15 protein-coding genes are annotated in these 13,728 nt (G+C 71.5%); 5 read left to right on the top strand and 10 right to left on the bottom strand.

Annotated elements, in window-relative coordinates; genetic code table 11:
- Nucleotides 1-25: 25 nt before the first annotated feature.
- The 5 genes from pcaG to NE857_RS15745 form a co-directional block, all read right to left on the bottom strand.
- Entirely contained in the window at nucleotides 26-607 is a 582-nt protein-coding gene (gene pcaG / locus NE857_RS15765; protein WP_254421686.1) for a protocatechuate 3,4-dioxygenase subunit alpha, read from the bottom strand.
- Entirely contained in the window at nucleotides 604-1,347 is a 744-nt protein-coding gene (gene pcaH / locus NE857_RS15760) for a protocatechuate 3,4-dioxygenase subunit beta (protein ID WP_254421685.1), read from the bottom strand. The genes pcaG and pcaH overlap by 4 nt, the downstream gene beginning before the upstream one ends.
- Nucleotides 1,348-1,467: 120 nt before the next feature.
- Nucleotides 1,468-2,643: a thiolase family protein gene (locus NE857_RS15755; protein ID WP_254421684.1), complete on the bottom strand. Its 1,176-nt coding sequence runs from the start codon at nucleotides 2,641-2,643 to the stop codon at nucleotides 1,468-1,470.
- Between the two features lie 183 nt (nucleotides 2,644-2,826).
- Nucleotides 2,827-3,582 (bottom strand): CoA-transferase subunit beta, encoded by a 756-nt coding sequence (locus NE857_RS15750; RefSeq protein WP_254421683.1) that lies wholly within the window; start codon nucleotides 3,580-3,582, stop codon nucleotides 2,827-2,829.
- Nucleotides 3,579-4,487 carry a CoA transferase subunit A gene (locus NE857_RS15745; protein WP_254421682.1) on the bottom strand — a complete coding sequence of 303 codons (909 nt, stop codon included), beginning with the start codon at nucleotides 4,485-4,487 and terminating at the stop codon, nucleotides 3,579-3,581. The genes NE857_RS15750 and NE857_RS15745 overlap by 4 nt, the downstream gene beginning before the upstream one ends.
- Nucleotides 4,488-4,662: 175 nt before the next feature.
- Here NE857_RS15745 and NE857_RS15740 point away from each other — a divergent pair, with 175 nt between their 5' ends.
- The gene (locus NE857_RS15740) at nucleotides 4,663-5,466 is read left to right on the top strand and encodes an IclR family transcriptional regulator domain-containing protein (RefSeq protein ID WP_254421681.1); all 804 of its coding nucleotides are present in this window, start codon (nucleotides 4,663-4,665) and stop codon (nucleotides 5,464-5,466) included.
- A 23-nt stretch (nucleotides 5,467-5,489) separates the two neighbouring features.
- Here the strand turns inward: NE857_RS15740 and NE857_RS15735 are convergent, their stop codons facing one another.
- Nucleotides 5,490-6,014, bottom strand: coding sequence for a CGNR zinc finger domain-containing protein (locus NE857_RS15735; protein WP_254421680.1), 525 nt, complete (start codon nucleotides 6,012-6,014; stop codon nucleotides 5,490-5,492).
- Nucleotides 6,015-6,037: 23 nt separating this feature from the next.
- Nucleotides 6,038-6,616, bottom strand: coding sequence for a TetR/AcrR family transcriptional regulator (locus NE857_RS15730; RefSeq protein ID WP_254421679.1), 579 nt, complete (start codon nucleotides 6,614-6,616; stop codon nucleotides 6,038-6,040).
- 113 nt (nucleotides 6,617-6,729) lie between these two features.
- Between NE857_RS15730 and NE857_RS15725 the strand changes: the two genes are divergently transcribed.
- Both NE857_RS15725 and NE857_RS15720 read left to right on the top strand, forming a co-directional pair.
- Nucleotides 6,730-7,593, top strand: coding sequence for an NAD(P)H-binding protein (locus NE857_RS15725; RefSeq protein ID WP_254421678.1), 864 nt, complete (start codon nucleotides 6,730-6,732; stop codon nucleotides 7,591-7,593).
- A gap of 344 nt (nucleotides 7,594-7,937) precedes the next feature.
- Nucleotides 7,938-8,816, top strand: coding sequence for an aldo/keto reductase (locus NE857_RS15720; RefSeq protein ID WP_254421677.1), 879 nt, complete (start codon nucleotides 7,938-7,940; stop codon nucleotides 8,814-8,816).
- 88 nt (nucleotides 8,817-8,904) lie between these two features.
- Here NE857_RS15720 and NE857_RS15715 read toward each other — a convergent pair whose 3' ends face one another.
- Nucleotides 8,905-9,513, bottom strand: coding sequence for a TetR-like C-terminal domain-containing protein (locus NE857_RS15715; RefSeq protein ID WP_254421676.1), 609 nt, complete (start codon nucleotides 9,511-9,513; stop codon nucleotides 8,905-8,907).
- An 88-nt stretch (nucleotides 9,514-9,601) separates the two neighbouring features.
- On the opposite strand from NE857_RS15715, the gene NE857_RS15710 reads away from it, so the two are divergent.
- Nucleotides 9,602-10,009, top strand: coding sequence for an aldo/keto reductase (locus NE857_RS15710; RefSeq protein ID WP_254421675.1), 408 nt, complete (start codon nucleotides 9,602-9,604; stop codon nucleotides 10,007-10,009).
- Nucleotides 10,010-10,224: 215 nt separating this feature from the next.
- On the opposite strand, the gene NE857_RS15705 is transcribed toward NE857_RS15710, so the two are convergent.
- Nucleotides 10,225-10,746 carry a GNAT family N-acetyltransferase gene (locus NE857_RS15705; RefSeq protein ID WP_254421674.1) on the bottom strand — a complete coding sequence of 174 codons (522 nt, stop codon included), beginning with the start codon at nucleotides 10,744-10,746 and terminating at the stop codon, nucleotides 10,225-10,227.
- A gap of 228 nt (nucleotides 10,747-10,974) precedes the next feature.
- Between NE857_RS15705 and NE857_RS15700 the strand changes: the two genes are divergently transcribed.
- On the top strand, nucleotides 10,975-12,798 hold the full coding sequence (locus NE857_RS15700) for a glycoside hydrolase family 13 protein (protein ID WP_254421673.1): 1,824 nt from the start codon (nucleotides 10,975-10,977) through the stop codon (nucleotides 12,796-12,798).
- Between the two features lie 69 nt (nucleotides 12,799-12,867).
- On the opposite strand, the gene NE857_RS15695 is transcribed toward NE857_RS15700, so the two are convergent.
- The gene (locus NE857_RS15695) at nucleotides 12,868-13,614 is read right to left on the bottom strand and encodes a thioesterase II family protein (protein WP_254421672.1); all 747 of its coding nucleotides are present in this window, start codon (nucleotides 13,612-13,614) and stop codon (nucleotides 12,868-12,870) included.
- Nucleotides 13,615-13,728: the final 114 nt, after the last annotated feature.

Here is a 13,728-nt window from a genome sequence, read left to right as displayed (position 1 = left end):
GCGGTCGGCGGGCGGACGACGCGGGTCAGATGTCGAAGAAGACGGTCTCCCGCTCCCCCTGGAGACGGATGTCGAGGCGGTATCCGCCCTCCTCCCGGTCGGCGACGAGGGTGGCGCGGGCGGCCTGGTCCTCGATGGAGCCCAGGACGGGGTCGGCCGCGTTGGCCGCCTCCTCCTCGGGAAAGTACAGGCGGGTGACGACCCGGTGCATCATGCCGCGCGCGAAGACGGAGATGTCGACGTGCGGCGCCTGGTCTCCGGTGGGCCCGGGGACCGGCCCGGGTTTGAGGGTGAGGATCGCGTAGGAGCCCGAGGCGTCCGTGGGGCACCTGCCGAATCCGCGAAAGCCCGGCAGACTACGTGCGCCCCGGGGGTCGTCGGGGTGGTCGAAGCGACCGTCGGGGTCGGCCTGCCAGGTCTCGACGAGGGCGTCGGTGACGGGGGCGCCCGCGCCGTCGTAGACGGTGCCGCGCAGCCAGAGCGCGCCGGGTGTGCCCTCGGCGACGGCGAAGGGGCCGTCCGGCCAGGGCAGGCCGATGTGCAGGTAGGGGCCCACCGTCTGGGACGGGGTGGTGGGTACCTCGGGGCGGGTGTGGTGAGCGCTCACTCGTCGTCCTCCAGGACCTCTTCCTCGGACTCGAACGGGGTCTGTTCGCGTCCGCGCAACACGATGTCCCACGTGTAGGCCAGGGCCCACTCGGGTTCGGTGGTGTCGTAGTCGAAGCGGGCCAGCATGCGTTCGCGGGCCTTCTCGTCGGGAACGGACTGCCACATCGGGTCCTGGAAGAACAGCGGGTCGTCGGGGAAGTACATCTGGGTGACCAGGCGCTGGGTGAAGGCCCGCCCGAACAGTGAGAAGTGGATGTGGGCGGGGCGCCAGGCGTTCCGGTGGTTCTTCCAGGGGTAGGCGCCGGGCCGGACGGTGACGAACCGGTAGCGCCCCTCGGCGTCGGTGAGGACCCGGCCGACCCCGGTGAAGTTGGGGTCCAGCGGGGCGGGCCAGTTGTCGCCGGTGTGGCGGTAGCGGCCGGCCGCGTTGGCCTGCCAGACCTCCACCAGGGTGTGTGGGACCGGGCGGCCGTCGCTGTCGCGGACCTGGCCGTGCACGAGGATGCGCTGGCCCTGGGGTTCTCCCTCGTGCTGGCGGGTGAGGTCGTGGTCGTGGGGGCCGAGGCGGTCCTGGCCCAGCACGGGTGAGGTGATCTCGGTGAGCATGTGCGGCAGGAGGGTGAGCGGGCGCTGGGGGTGGCGCAGCGCGGTGCTCTTGTACCCGGGGTAGTCCAGCGGCGGGTGGGTGTTGTGATCGCGAACATACCCGGAGATGTGGAGCCCGGAGGTGGTGGACATGCGGTGCTTCCTTTCGGAGCTTCGGAGCGGGCGCCGGGACGGTCGGGGCCCGCGGCTGGGGACATCGGTCACGTGTTGTCAGGCATGTGCCTTGGGGCGTGCGACCTCAGGCATGCGGCATCAGGCGTGCAGGACGACGGCCAGGCCCTGGCCGACCCCGATGCACAGGGCGGCCAGCCCCCATCCCCCGCCCCGGCGGCGCAGCTCGTGGGCGAGCGAGCCCAGAACGCGTGCCCCGGAGGCGCCGAGCGGGTGACCGATAGCGATGGCTCCGCCGTTGGGGTTGACGATGTCGGGGTCCAGCCCCTTCCAGGCGCGGACGCAGGCCAGGGACTGGGCCGCGAAGGCCTCGTTGAGTTCGACGGCGCTCAGGTCGCCCCAGCCGATCCCGGCGCGTTCGAGGGCGATCTCCGCGGCGCGGACCGGGCCGATGCCGAACACGTCAGGGTCCACCCCGGCGACGCCCCGGCTGACCACGCGGGCCAGGGGTTCCAGGCCGGTGGCCTCGGCCGCCGCCTCGTCGCCGAGCAGCAGGGCCGCGGCGCCGTCGTTGAGGGGTGAGGCGTTGCCCGCGGTGATGGTGCCGTCGTCGCGGAAGGCCGGTTTGAGCCCGGCGAGCTTGTCGGGTGAGGTCTCGCGGATGCTCTCGTCGCGGTCCAGGCGGGCGCCCTCGACCTGGACGATCTCGGCGTCGAAGGTGCCTTCGGCCCAGGCGCGGGCGGCTTTGGCGTGGCTGGCCAGGGCGAAGGCGTCCTGGTCCGCCCGGCTGACGCCGTGTTGACCGGCCAGGCCCTCGGTGCTCTCGCCGAGGGAGAGGGTCCACTTCTGGGGCATGCGCGGGTTGACCATGCGCCAGCCCAGGGTGGTGGAGTGCAGGGTGGCGTTGACGGCGGGGAAGCCCTTGCCGGGTTTGGGCAGCACCCAGGGGGCCCGGCTCATGGACTCCGCTCCCCCGGCGATGACCAGGGAGGCGTCGCCGGTCTGGATGGCGCGGGCGCCCTGGATGGCGGCTTCCATGCCGGATCCGCAGAGGCGGTTGACCGTGGTGCCGGGGACGGTGGTCGGCAGCCCGGCCAGCAGGGTGGCCATGCGGGCGACGTTGCGGTTCTCCTCGCCCGCGCCGTTGGCGTTGCCGAGGATGACTTCGTCGATGGCGGCCGGGTCGAGGCGGGGTGCGCGTTCGGCGAGGGCGCTGATGACGTGCGCGGCGAGGTCGTCGGGGCGGGTTCCGGAGAGGGCGCCGCCGTACTTGGCGAAGGGGGTGCGGACGGCGTCGAGGACGTGGACGTCGGTCACCGTGGGCCTCCTGGGTTCGAGGGGTGTGGGTCCGTGGTGCGGGCCCGTCGGGCGGGGTCCGGGGCGGCCCCGACACCATTACCTAACGGTGTTAGGTATCGTATCGGGCCAGGTTCCCGACCCGGTCCGCCTCGGTTCGGATCCATGCCATGACCCCGACAGCTCCCGTGTACGGCGCATCGCTCAGGCCGCCCCGGTGAGGGAGCGGAGCACGGAGAGCTCGGCGCCGGTGGGGTCCGGGGTCCGCACGAGGCCGTCACTGATCCGCAGGTCCCAGCCGGTGGCCTCGCGCACCGCCGCCACCTCCACGCCCGGGTGCACGCCCACCAGCGTGAGTTCCCGGGAGCGCGGATCGGGTTCGAGCACGCCGAGGTCGGTGATGACCCGGACCGGACCGGATCCGGTCAGCCCGAGCCGTTCGCGGTCGCCGGAGCCGGACCCGTGACCCACCGAGGTCACGAAGTCCACCTTGTCCACGAACGCACGGCGGCTGTGCCGCATGATCACGACCACCTCACGGCAGGAGGCGGCGATCTCAGGGGCCCCGCCCGCTCCGGGCAGGCGCACCTCGGGGTCGTCGTAGTCGCCGATGACGGTGGTGTTGATGTTGGCGTACCGGTCGATCTGGGCGGCGCCCAGGAACCCGACGTCGATGCGTCCGGCCTGGAGCCAGTAGTTGAAGACCTCCGGGACCGAGACCACGGCGTCGGCGGTGTCGGCGAGGATCCCGTCGCCGATGGAGAGCGGCAGGTGGTCGGGGGCCGCGCCCAGGGTGCCGGATTCGTAGATCATCCACAGGTCGGGGGCGTGGGTGCGGCTGGCCACGTTGGCGGCGGTGCTGGGCAGGCCGATGCCGACGAAGCAGGCCATCCCGTCGCGCAGCGAGCGCGCCGCGGTGACGGTCATGATCTCGTCGGACGTCCAGGTCACGGTGGTCACGCGCCTCTCCCAGCGGGTTCGGGGTCACCGGCGTCCGGGGCGGCGGACGCCGTGGGGGTCGAGGTGGCCGAAGTGGCTCCGGAGAGCAAGGCGGCGGTGGCACCGGACGCGGTCGCGGTGAGTTCGGCGAGCCAGGCGGTGAAGGCCTCACGGTCCCGGCCGATCGTGTCCCAGGCCTTGTAGGCGGCGTTGTCCCGCTCGTAGTAGCCGTGCGCGTAGGAGGGGGCGGCGCCGCCGGGGACGACGCTCACCGCGTCCACGACCCGGCTGGGCAGGATCACCTGCCCGGGAACGGGGTCGAGGGCGTCCACTACCTCCTCCACGGTGACCAGGACCCGGTCGGCGGCCAGGGCGGCCTCCTTCTGGATTCCGACGATGCCCCACAGCTGCACGTTGCCCGCGGTGTCCGCGCGCTGGGCGTGGATCACGGTGACATCGGGGTTGAGCGCGGGGACGGCGGCCAGCTCCTGGCCGGTGAAGGGGCAGGAGACCGTCTTGATGTTGGGGTTGTGCTCGACCAGGTCGGTGCCGCTGTAGCCGCGCAGGACCGCGAAGGGCAGCCCGGAGGCGCCCGCGACGTAGCGGTTGGCCATCCCGGCGTGGCTGTGCTCCTCGATCTCCAGCGGGCCGGGCCAGGAGGCGGTGACCGCGTCGCGGAAGCGGTGCAGCGAGCCCACGCCGGGGTTACCGCCCCAGGAGAACACCAGCCTGCGCGCGCATCCGGCGCCGATGAGCTGGTCGTAGACGATGTCGGGCGTCATCCGGACCAGCGTGAGGTCGCGCAGGCCCTGCCGGATGATCTCGTGCCCGGCTGCCACGGGGATGAGGTGGGTGAACCCTTCCAGGGCGACGGTGTTCCCGTCGTGGATGAGCTGCCGAACCGCCTCGTCCAGGGGCACGGCCATGGCGACCCTCCCGTTCGTATAGCGAATGAATGTTCACAGTGCGAACAACTGGGTATGACGGTAGCGCCGATCACAGGAAGGGTCAAGGCATGCCCCGACTGTTCGGTATGAGAACATCGCGATGACCAAGCCCCGCCGCGACACGCCCCCTTCTGCCCCGAACCTGGAAGGCATCATGACCACCGAAGACGCCCCCGACCGCGGAGCCCACTTCGTTCAGTCCCTGGAAAGGGGACTCATGGTCGTCCGCGCCTTCTCGGCCGATCGCCCGTCGATGACACTCAGTGAGGTCGCGCGCGCCACCGACCTCACCCGGGCCGCCGCCCGGCGTTTCCTACTGACCCTGGTGGACCTGGGATACGTGCGCACCGACGGCCGGATGTTCTCCCTGACCCCGCGCGTCCTGGAGCTCGGCTACGCCTACGTGGCCTCCGCCGGACTGCCCGACGTCGCCCAGCCGCACCTGGAGGACCTGTCCGCCCTGGTGCGCGAGTCCGCCTCGGTTTCGGTCATGGAGGGCGACGACGTCCTCTACGTGGCCCGCGTGGCCACCTCGCGGATCATGGCCGTTTCCATCGCCGTGGGCACCCGCTTCCCCGCCTCGACCACCTCGATGGGCCGGGTCCTGATCGCGGGATACGACGACACCGAGCTCACCGCCTACCTGGACCGGGTGGAGCTCAAGCCGCTGACCCGGTTCACCATCACCGACACCGCCGACCTGCGCGCGGAGATCCTGCGCGTGCGCGAACAGGGCTACGCGATCGTCGACCAGGAACTGGAGGAGGGCCTGCGCTCGCTGGCCGCGCCCATCCGCGACGACAGCGGCCGGGTGATCGCCGCGGCCAACGTGTCCGCGCACGCCAACCGCTCCTCCATCGACGACGTGCGCCGCGACCTGCTCCCCGCGCTCCTGGAGACCACGGCCCGCATCGAGGCCGATCTCGCCTCCGTCGCCCGCCGCGACGCCGCCCGCTGACGGAGTTCCTCGACCGGACCCTCCTACTCCTGTGCGGCGCGGGCCCGGTGGCGGCGGACGGCGTCGCGGTTTCCGCAGACCGACGAGCAGTACCGCTGACGGCCGTTGCGGGAGAAGTCGGCGTACACGTGCGTACAGTCCCGGGCGGCGCAGCGGCCCAGGCGGCTCATGCCCCGACCGGTCAGGTGCAGGGCTGTGCCGACCGCGACCAGCGCGGCGATCTGCCGGTGGGCGGGTAGATCGTCGGGCCGGTAGTGCAGGTGCCAGCCGGTGCCTGCGTGGTCGGTGAGCCTCGGCGGCCCGGAGTACTCCGCGAGGAGGGCGTTGAGCCGCTCGGCGCGAGTGGGCTCGTCCGGGCTGTCGATGACCTCGGCCCAGCCGGTCAGGAAATCGCGGACCGCGGCCAGGTCCACCTCCCCCACCGCGCGTTCCAGGAGGAATCCGGCGTCGGCGCAACGCCGTTCCAGGTCGGCGGTGTCCGTACACGGGCGGTTCGCCAGGTCCACGGCGAGGGCCAGGGGATCCTGTCCGTAAGGGTTGAGGTGCATGAATCCATTACACCAGGCAGGACTCACCCCCGGACGCCGATCCCCCGCTCCAGGGTGCGCACCACCGCGGGGGTCACGGAGTGCCGGGGCATGTGCCCCCGTTCGGCCCGCTCCAGCCCGGTGAACACCAGGGCCCACAGGACCTGGACCACCCAGTTGGGGTCGGCGTCGGGGTCGAACACCCCTTCCTCCTGCCCGCGCCTGACCAGGTCGGTGAGAATATCGGGCTCGGGGTCGGTGGCGGACGGGGCATAGTCGAAGACCTCGTTGGCGGTGTCACCGAAGGCGAAGGTCACCCAGTCACCCACCTCCACGTGCGCGGCGACCACCCGTCGCATGGCCTCCAGCGCCGGCCCCTCCTCCACCGCGGCCTCGTCCATCGCCCGACTGATCTCCGAGAGCGCCTCCTGGTAGGTGGCGGCCAGCAGTTCCTCGCGCTCGGGGAAGTAGCGGTGCAGGGTACTGCGGCCCACCGCGGCCGCCTCGGCGACCGCCGACAGCGGGGCGTTGCGGTCATGGGCCAGGACGGTGGCGGCCGCGCGCAGGATCGCACTGCGGGTCCGGGCGCGCACCCCCGTCCTCGGGTTCTCGGTGCTCGTCATGGCGCCAACCTATCGTTCGCACCAAAACGGGGAACTTCAGACTCTTTATGAGACACCAATGTCCCATTATAGTTTAATGCAACTCCATCAACTCGACGAGAGGACCCCGAACCATGCGCATCCTGGTGACCGGAGCCAGCGGAACCGTCGGCTCCGAGGTGGTCCCGCGCCTTCTGGAGCGCGGAGCCGCCGTCCGCGCGCTCAGCCGTGACCCGGCCAACCGCGTCTTCCCCGAGGGCGTGGAACCCGTCGCGGGCGACCTCGACCGACCCGAGAGCCTCGAAGGCGCCTTCGACGGCGTGGAGGCGGTCATGCTCTACCCGCACCCCGAGACCGCCGAGGAGGTCGTGGCGCGGATCAGGGCTGCCGGGGCCCGGCGGATCGTGCTGATGTCCTCGGCTTCCGTGGAGACCGCCCCCGAGGCCGACACCTCCGACAACTTCGGCCATCAGCACCACCGCCCGGTGGAGGAGGCCGTGGAACGCTCGGGGCTGGAGTGGACGCACCTGCGCGGAGGCGAGTTCATGGTCAACGACCTGGACTCCTACCCGGACTCCGTCCGCGCCGAGGGCGTGATCCGCGCGCCCCACGGCGACAACCCCGGGGTCCCCGTGCACGAGGCCGACATGGCCGACATGGCGGTGGCAGCCCTGCTGGAGGACGGCCACCACGGCCGGGCCTACGAGGTGACCGGTCCCGAGCACATCACCCCGGCTGAGCGAGCCGCGGTGATCTCCCAGGCCCTGGGCCGCGCGATCACCTTCGAGCACCTGACCACGGCCCAGGCCCGTGAGATGTGGCTCTCCCAAGGTGTGCCGCCCGAGATCTGTGACTGGCTGCTGTGGGAGCCCGACCCCGAGGACAGCACCGAGTGGGCCGCGGACGAGTTCGTGTCCAAGGACTACGAGCAGGTGATCGGCCGCCCCGGGCGCACCTACGCCCAGTGGGTCGCCGACCACCTGGACGCTTTCCGGTAATACTCGGCGAGCACTCGCTCAGGACGGTGCCGAAGGCCTCCTGGCGGTCGATGGTACTGCGGACACCCCGCACGACCTCACGGTCGGCCGACACCGGGGATTCCGGGTTCGGGTGGGCCTTGAACGGGATACCAGGGTCGTGCCGGGTCATGACGCCGAATCGGCTGTCCTCAAAGCGCTGCTCGCCCCGGGGCGCCAACCGGGCACCTTGCGCACCCCGGCGGTGCCTGGAATCCTGCCGTCCCCGGCCGGAAGGGCGACACGGAGCGGCGGACACCGGCCGTCCCCGTCGAGCTGGCACCATGGCACAGACCCGGCCGCCGTGCCGCATTGGAAGGAAAACAGTGACCGACGCACACAGCACACCCCACATCGCAGAGCAGGCGGGAACCCTCCTCCTCGGGGGCGACCTACCGGTCCACCGCCTGGGCTTCGGGGCGATGCGGATCGTCGGCGAAGGGGTGTGGGGCCAGCCCCGCGACCGGGACGAGGCCCTGGCCGTACTGCGCCGGACCGTCGAGCTCGGGATCAACTTCATCGACACCGCCGACTCCTACGGCCCGCAGATCAGCGAACAGCTCATCCGCGAGGCGCTCTACCCCTACGCCGACGACCTGGTCATCGGCACCAAGGCCGGGTTCGTGCGAACCGGTCCGGCGCAGTGGCACCGGCTGGGCCGCCCCGAGTACCTCAGGCAGCAGGTGGAGGTAAGCCTGCGCAACCTCGGTGTGGAGCGGATCGACCTGATGCAGCTGCACCGCATCGACCCCGAGGTGCCGCTTGCCGACCAGCTCGGCGCGCTCGTGGAGCTCCAGGGCGAGGGCAAGGTCGGTCACATCGGACTGAGCGAGGTGAGCGTGGACGAGCTGTCGGCGGCCCGCGCCATCACCCCGATCGCCTCGGTGCAGAACCAGTACGCGCCGTCCTTCCGCCAGTCCGAGGACGTCCTGGAGCAGTGCGAGAAGGACGGGATCGCCTTCCTGCCCTGGGCCCCGGTGGGCCGGGGCGAGATGGCCGCGGCCGACTCCCCGCTGGCCGCGATCGCCGCCGAGCACGGGGTGAGCCCGGTCCAGCTCGCACTGTCCTGGCTGCTGCACCGCTCCCCCGTGATGCTGCCGATCCCTGGCACCTCACGGGTGGCCCACCTGGAGGAGAACACGGCGGCCGCCGCGGTACGCCTGTCCCCCGAAGAGGTCGAGCGGATCAGCCAGCTGCTGTCCTGAGCGAGCGCGAACCGTGCGCCCGGCTCCGGCCCCGGGCACACACCGCCGCGGCGCGGGCAACCCGAACCCCGGAAACCGAGGCCCGCGCTCAACGCATGTAGACACCCGCGCGGGCGGCCACGGCGGCCGCCCGCGCGCAGCGTTCGGCGGCGGCCTCGTCCAGGGGGTGGCCACTGGCGAGCAGCCGGTAGTACAGGGGCGCGGAGACCGCGCGGATGACCTCGCGGGCGTCGGTTCCCTCGGGCAGGTCGCCCCGCTCCACCGCCTGCTCCACGCAGGGCGCCCACTCGCTGATGCGCACCTCGTAGAAGCGGTGCAGGGCCCGGGCGGTGCGTTCGTCGCAGGTGGCGGCGGCGATGATCGCTTTGAACAGGCGCCCCTGGCGGGGGTGGGCCAGGGTCTCACGGACCAGCCGGGCGTTGGCGAGCAGGTCCTTGAGCAGCGACCCGGTCTCGACCCTGGGCTGTGACTGCTCGGCCATGTCCTGGAGCAGGTCAGCCACCAGGGCGGGGACCGTTCCCCAGCGGCGGTAGACGGTGGTCCGGCCGACCCCGGCTCTGCGGGCGACATCGGTCAGGTCCAGGCCGTTCATACCGCTCTCGGCGAGCGCGTCGCCCGCCGCGGCCAGTACGGCGGCGCGCACCCGGGCGGTCCGGCCGCCCGGACGCGTACTCCCGGGTTCCCCTGCCTGCACCATGAAGGGACTCCCATTCCGTTAACGGTTCTCTTCTGCTAGCCTACGCGCTGTACTAACAGGATTTTCGTACCATTAATCCTGGAGTGTCATGCGCTACCGAAATCTGGGCGCCAGCGGCCTGCGCGTCCCCGAACTCAGTCTGGGCACCGGCACCTTCGGAGGCAGCGACCCCCTGTTCGGGGAGTGGGGCACCACCGGCCCCGAACAGGCCCGACGTCTGGTGGACCGGTGCCTGGACACCGGGGTGACCCTGTTCGACAGCGCCGACGTCTACTCCGGCGGCGCGGCCGAGGAAGTCCTGGGCCAGGCCCTACGGGGTCGTCGCCGTCCGAGCGCAGCCGCCCGCACCGCACCTGCGGTTCCGGACCGCCGGTGGTCGAGGAGCTGCTCTTCGACGTGGTTGATGTGCTCTCGAAGGTGCCCGCCGAGAGCGGGCGGACCGTGCCACAGGTGTCGATCCACTGGCTGTAGCGACGGCCCGCGGTGGCTTCGGTGAACACACGACCGGACACGCACACGGCCGCGAGGACGCGACCCCTCGGAGGACTCCTCCGGCGGGTCGCGTCCGCGCGGCCGTCAAGCTGTGCGCCAGTACCCTTTGTCGAGTGGCTGCGCCCTCCGTGCGGCTATGCCGCCCGGTGCGGCTGTGTCCCCTGTGTGGCCGTGCCTCCTACGCGAGGTGGCTGCCGTGGCAGCCGTGGCCCCCCAGGTTCAGCTGGGACGCAGGCGGAACACCTGCAGGCGCATGTCGTAGTACTTCTCGGTTTCGCCGACCCACTCCATGCCGAGTCTGCGCGCGACGGCGATCGCCCGCTCGTTACGAGGGCGTGCGACCGCGAACACCTCCTCGATCCCCTGTTTGAACGCCCAGCCGATGATGGCCTGGCTCGCCTCGGTGGCGTAGCCCTGCCCCCACACGTCCGGACGCAGCGCCCAGGTCAGCTCGAAGTCCTCCTCGAAGGGCGGGAGCAGCTTCAACGACAGCCCTCCCACCAGTTGTCCGTCTTCCTCACGGACGATCGCCCAGCGCCCGGCGGGCGGGATCAGGTTCGGTCCCGCCTCGATCCAGGCGTGAAGCACCGAGCGCATCGCGCTGATGTCGGTTACCGGTTGCCACTCCGGTGTCAGCCAGTGCGCGACCTCCTCGGCCCCGTAGATCTGTAGGGCCGCATCGGCATCGCCCAGCTCCCACTCCCTGATCAGGAGTCGTTCGGTTGGCAGCTCAAGGCTCATACCACAACGGTAACCCGAGAGAAACCACCAGGACAGGGGGGCACCGCATGAGTCTGACTCCCCTCTCCAAGGGCCTTCAAGCCTCCAGGGACCACCGGAATCCCTGATGGGCTGGGCTACGCGGATTCCGCTGAACGCAAGAACAAGACGCAAAAACTTTCGCAATCACGCCAAATTCTTGCCATTATGTGACTTGCTCTTTCCATTTGGCGCTTACGGAGTCCCCACATGCTGTTCAGCCACGATCCCCACCACGACGGCTCACCCGACTACGTGACCCTCGACGGGAACCGGGCGCGCCTGCGGGTGCGGGTCCCCGGCGGCGCGGACGCGGTGTACGCGAACGTGGTGGAGGACGGCGAGTCGGGCCTGGTCGAGGGCGAACTCGAGCACACCGCGGACGGGGTGAGCTGGTTCTCGGTCCGCATCCCCCTGCAGGCCGTGGTGACCTCCTACCGTTTCGCGATCGTGCGCGAGCGCCGTTACACCTGGCTCAACCAGGCGGGCGCACACGACCACGAGGTCACCGACGACGGAAACTTCCGGCTGCTCAACGCGCCGAACCCGCCCTCCTGGGTGCCCGGGACCACCGTCTACCAGATCTTCCCGGACCGGTTCGCCCGCGACGACGACTCCCTGGAACCGCTCGCCGACCACCCCGACTGGGCGCTGCCCCGGGCCTGGGACGACGAACCCGCCGGGTTCGGTCCGGACGCGCCCGGAGAGTACTTCGGCGGCACTCTGGAGGGGGTGCGCCGCCACCTGGACCACCTGGCCGAACTCGGCGCGCAGGTCGTGTACCTGACCCCCTTCTTCCCGGCCCGCTCCACGCACCGCTACGACGCCTCCAGCTTCACCGAGGTGGACCCGCTGCTCGGCGGCGACGCGGCGCTGCGCGCCCTGACCCGGGAGGCGCACGCGCGCGGGATGAAGGTGATGGGCGACCTCACCACCAACCACACCGGCGACGAGCACGAGTGGTTCCTGACCGCCCAGGCCGATCCGGACTCGGAGGAGGCGGGGTACTACTACTTCGACGAGCACCCCGACGACTACGTCAGCTGGCTGAACGTGCGTTCGCTGCCCAAACTCGACTACTCCTCCGCGGCGCTGCGCGAGCGTGTGTACGGCTCTGACGACTCGGTACTGGTGGACCGGTTGGGCGGCGAGGAGGGCCTGGACGGCTGGCGGATCGACGTGGCCAACATGACCGGCCGGCTGGGCGCCCAGGACGTCAACCACGAGGTCTCCGGGGAGATCGCCGCCCGGATGCGCGAGGCGGCCCCGCAGGCATGGCTGCTGGCCGAGCACTTCTACGACGCCGGACCCGACACCCGCCACGACGGCTGGCACGGGGTGATGAACTACGCCGGGTTCACCCGACCGGTGTGGGCCTGGCTGAACACCGGCCCGGAAGGGGTGCGGTACGCGGCCACGCACACGTCGGCGCCGCTGCCCAGCAGCGGTGCGGCCGAGGCCGTGCGGGCGATGCGGACCACCAACGCCGGGCTGCCCTGGCGGGTGCGCACGCACAGCGTCAACGCGCTGAGCACCCACGACTCCGCGCGTTTTCGCACCGTGGTGGGCGACCCGGTGCGTCAGGCGGTGGGTGTGGCCGCCCAGGCCACGCTGCCGGGGGTGCCGTTCGTGTTCGCCGGGGACGAGATCGGGTTGGAGGGGCGCGACGGGGAGAACTCGCGGCGCACCATGCCCTGGCACCGGCCTGAGGACTGGGACCGTGACGTGCTGGCCTCCCACCGCCGCCTGCTGGCCCTGCACCGGGAGCTGCCCGCGCTGTGGAGCGGCGGGCTGCGCTGGCTGGACGCGGGAGAGCACCACATGACGTTCCTGCGAACCCTGGGCGGGCAGGTGGTCCTGGTGCACCTGACCGACGGTCCGCACGGGGGCCGGATCACCACTCCGGGCGAGCTGGACGCGGCGGACTTCGAGGTCGTGGCGAGCGAGGGTCGGGCACAGGTGCGGCTGGACGAGAAGGTGGAACTGTCCGCCGAGGGCCCGGGCTACGTGGTGGCGGTCGGCACCCGGGCGTGACAAGGCCGGGTCCGGGGCGCGAGCCCATCCGAAGCCCTGGGGCCTCGAACCCTCGAACCGGGCGGGGCCTCAGTCCAGGAGCGGCTCGACGTCCTTGACGATGCGGGAGACCACGTCACCGGTGCGCCCGGTGAAGTAGAAGTGGTCGCCGGGCAGGGTGTGGTGGGCGAAGCCGCCCTCGACGTGCTCGGCCCAGCCCGCGAGGCGTTCGGGGGTCATGCCCCGGTCCTCGGCGCCGCCGAAGACCGACAGCGGGACCCGGAGCGGCGCGGACCGCGGGGCGGGGCTCCAGGTGTCGACCAGTTCCAGGTCGGCGCGCACCAGCGGCTCGACATAGGACCACAGGTCGGGGTCCTCCAGGGCGTGCCGCGGCGTGCCGCCCATTCCGGCGATGGCCTCGCGCAGGCGGTCGGCGGAGACCAGATGGCGGGGTTCGGCGTGTTCGGGGCCGGGCTCGGGGCTCCAGGCGGAGGCGCCGAGCCAGACGGGCGGGTCCCCGCTGTCGACCAGTCGGCGGGTGAGTTCGTAGGCGACCAGTGCGCCCATGCTGTGGCCGAAGAGGCCGAAGGGGCGGTCGAGTTCGGGGCCGATCACCCCGTGCAGGTGCTCGGCCAGGGCGGCGGCGTCGCGGACGGGTTCCTCGGCGACCCGGCGTGCCCGGCCCGGCGCGTCCAGCAGGCAGATCTCCCAGTCGGCGGGAAAGTGCCGGACCCAGCCCCGGTACCCCAGGTGCGAGCCTCCGGCGTGGTGCAGGACGAAGAGCCGGAAACGGCTTCGGGGAACGGGTCTGAGCCGGGTCAGGGCGCCCTCGTGCACGGGTCTCCTCCTCTTTCTACCGTCGGGTAACTACGCGAACCTACCAGTCGGTAATACGCCTCGGGTAACCCGGAGGACCCACCCCGCTCCTCCGCGTGAGCACGACCACACCCC

It is taken from the genome of Nocardiopsis exhalans, assembly GCF_024134545.1.
Taxonomy (GTDB): Bacteria; Actinomycetota; Actinomycetes; order Streptosporangiales; family Streptosporangiaceae; genus Nocardiopsis; species Nocardiopsis exhalans.
Note: the sequence above shows the minus strand (reverse complement) of the source record. Positions and strands in the feature narration are given on the sequence as shown.

What these genes read in the sequence shown, in the direction of transcription:
- NE857_RS15745 (WP_254421682.1), bottom strand. Translation starts at nt 4,487, where the DNA reads ATGGCCGTGCCCCTGGACGAGGCGGTTCGGCAGCTCATCCACGACGGG.
- NE857_RS15735 (WP_254421680.1), bottom strand. Translation starts at nt 6,014, where the DNA reads ATGCACCTCAACCCTTACGGACAGGATCCCCTGGCCCTCGCCGTGGAC.
- NE857_RS15740 (WP_254421681.1), top strand. Translation starts at nt 4,663, where the DNA reads ATGACCACCGAAGACGCCCCCGACCGCGGAGCCCACTTCGTTCAGTCC.
- NE857_RS15715 (WP_254421676.1), bottom strand. Translation starts at nt 9,513, where the DNA reads ATGGTGCAGGCAGGGGAACCCGGGAGTACGCGTCCGGGCGGCCGGACC.
- NE857_RS15730 (WP_254421679.1), bottom strand. Translation starts at nt 6,616, where the DNA reads ATGACGAGCACCGAGAACCCGAGGACGGGGGTGCGCGCCCGGACCCGC.
- NE857_RS15710 (WP_254421675.1), top strand. Translation starts at nt 9,602, where the DNA reads ATGCGCTACCGAAATCTGGGCGCCAGCGGCCTGCGCGTCCCCGAACTC.
- NE857_RS15725 (WP_254421678.1), top strand. Translation starts at nt 6,730, where the DNA reads ATGCGCATCCTGGTGACCGGAGCCAGCGGAACCGTCGGCTCCGAGGTG.
- NE857_RS15700 (WP_254421673.1), top strand. Translation starts at nt 10,975, where the DNA reads ATGCTGTTCAGCCACGATCCCCACCACGACGGCTCACCCGACTACGTG.
- pcaH (WP_254421685.1), bottom strand. Translation starts at nt 1,347, where the DNA reads ATGTCCACCACCTCCGGGCTCCACATCTCCGGGTATGTTCGCGATCAC.
- NE857_RS15705 (WP_254421674.1), bottom strand. Translation starts at nt 10,746, where the DNA reads ATGAGCCTTGAGCTGCCAACCGAACGACTCCTGATCAGGGAGTGGGAG.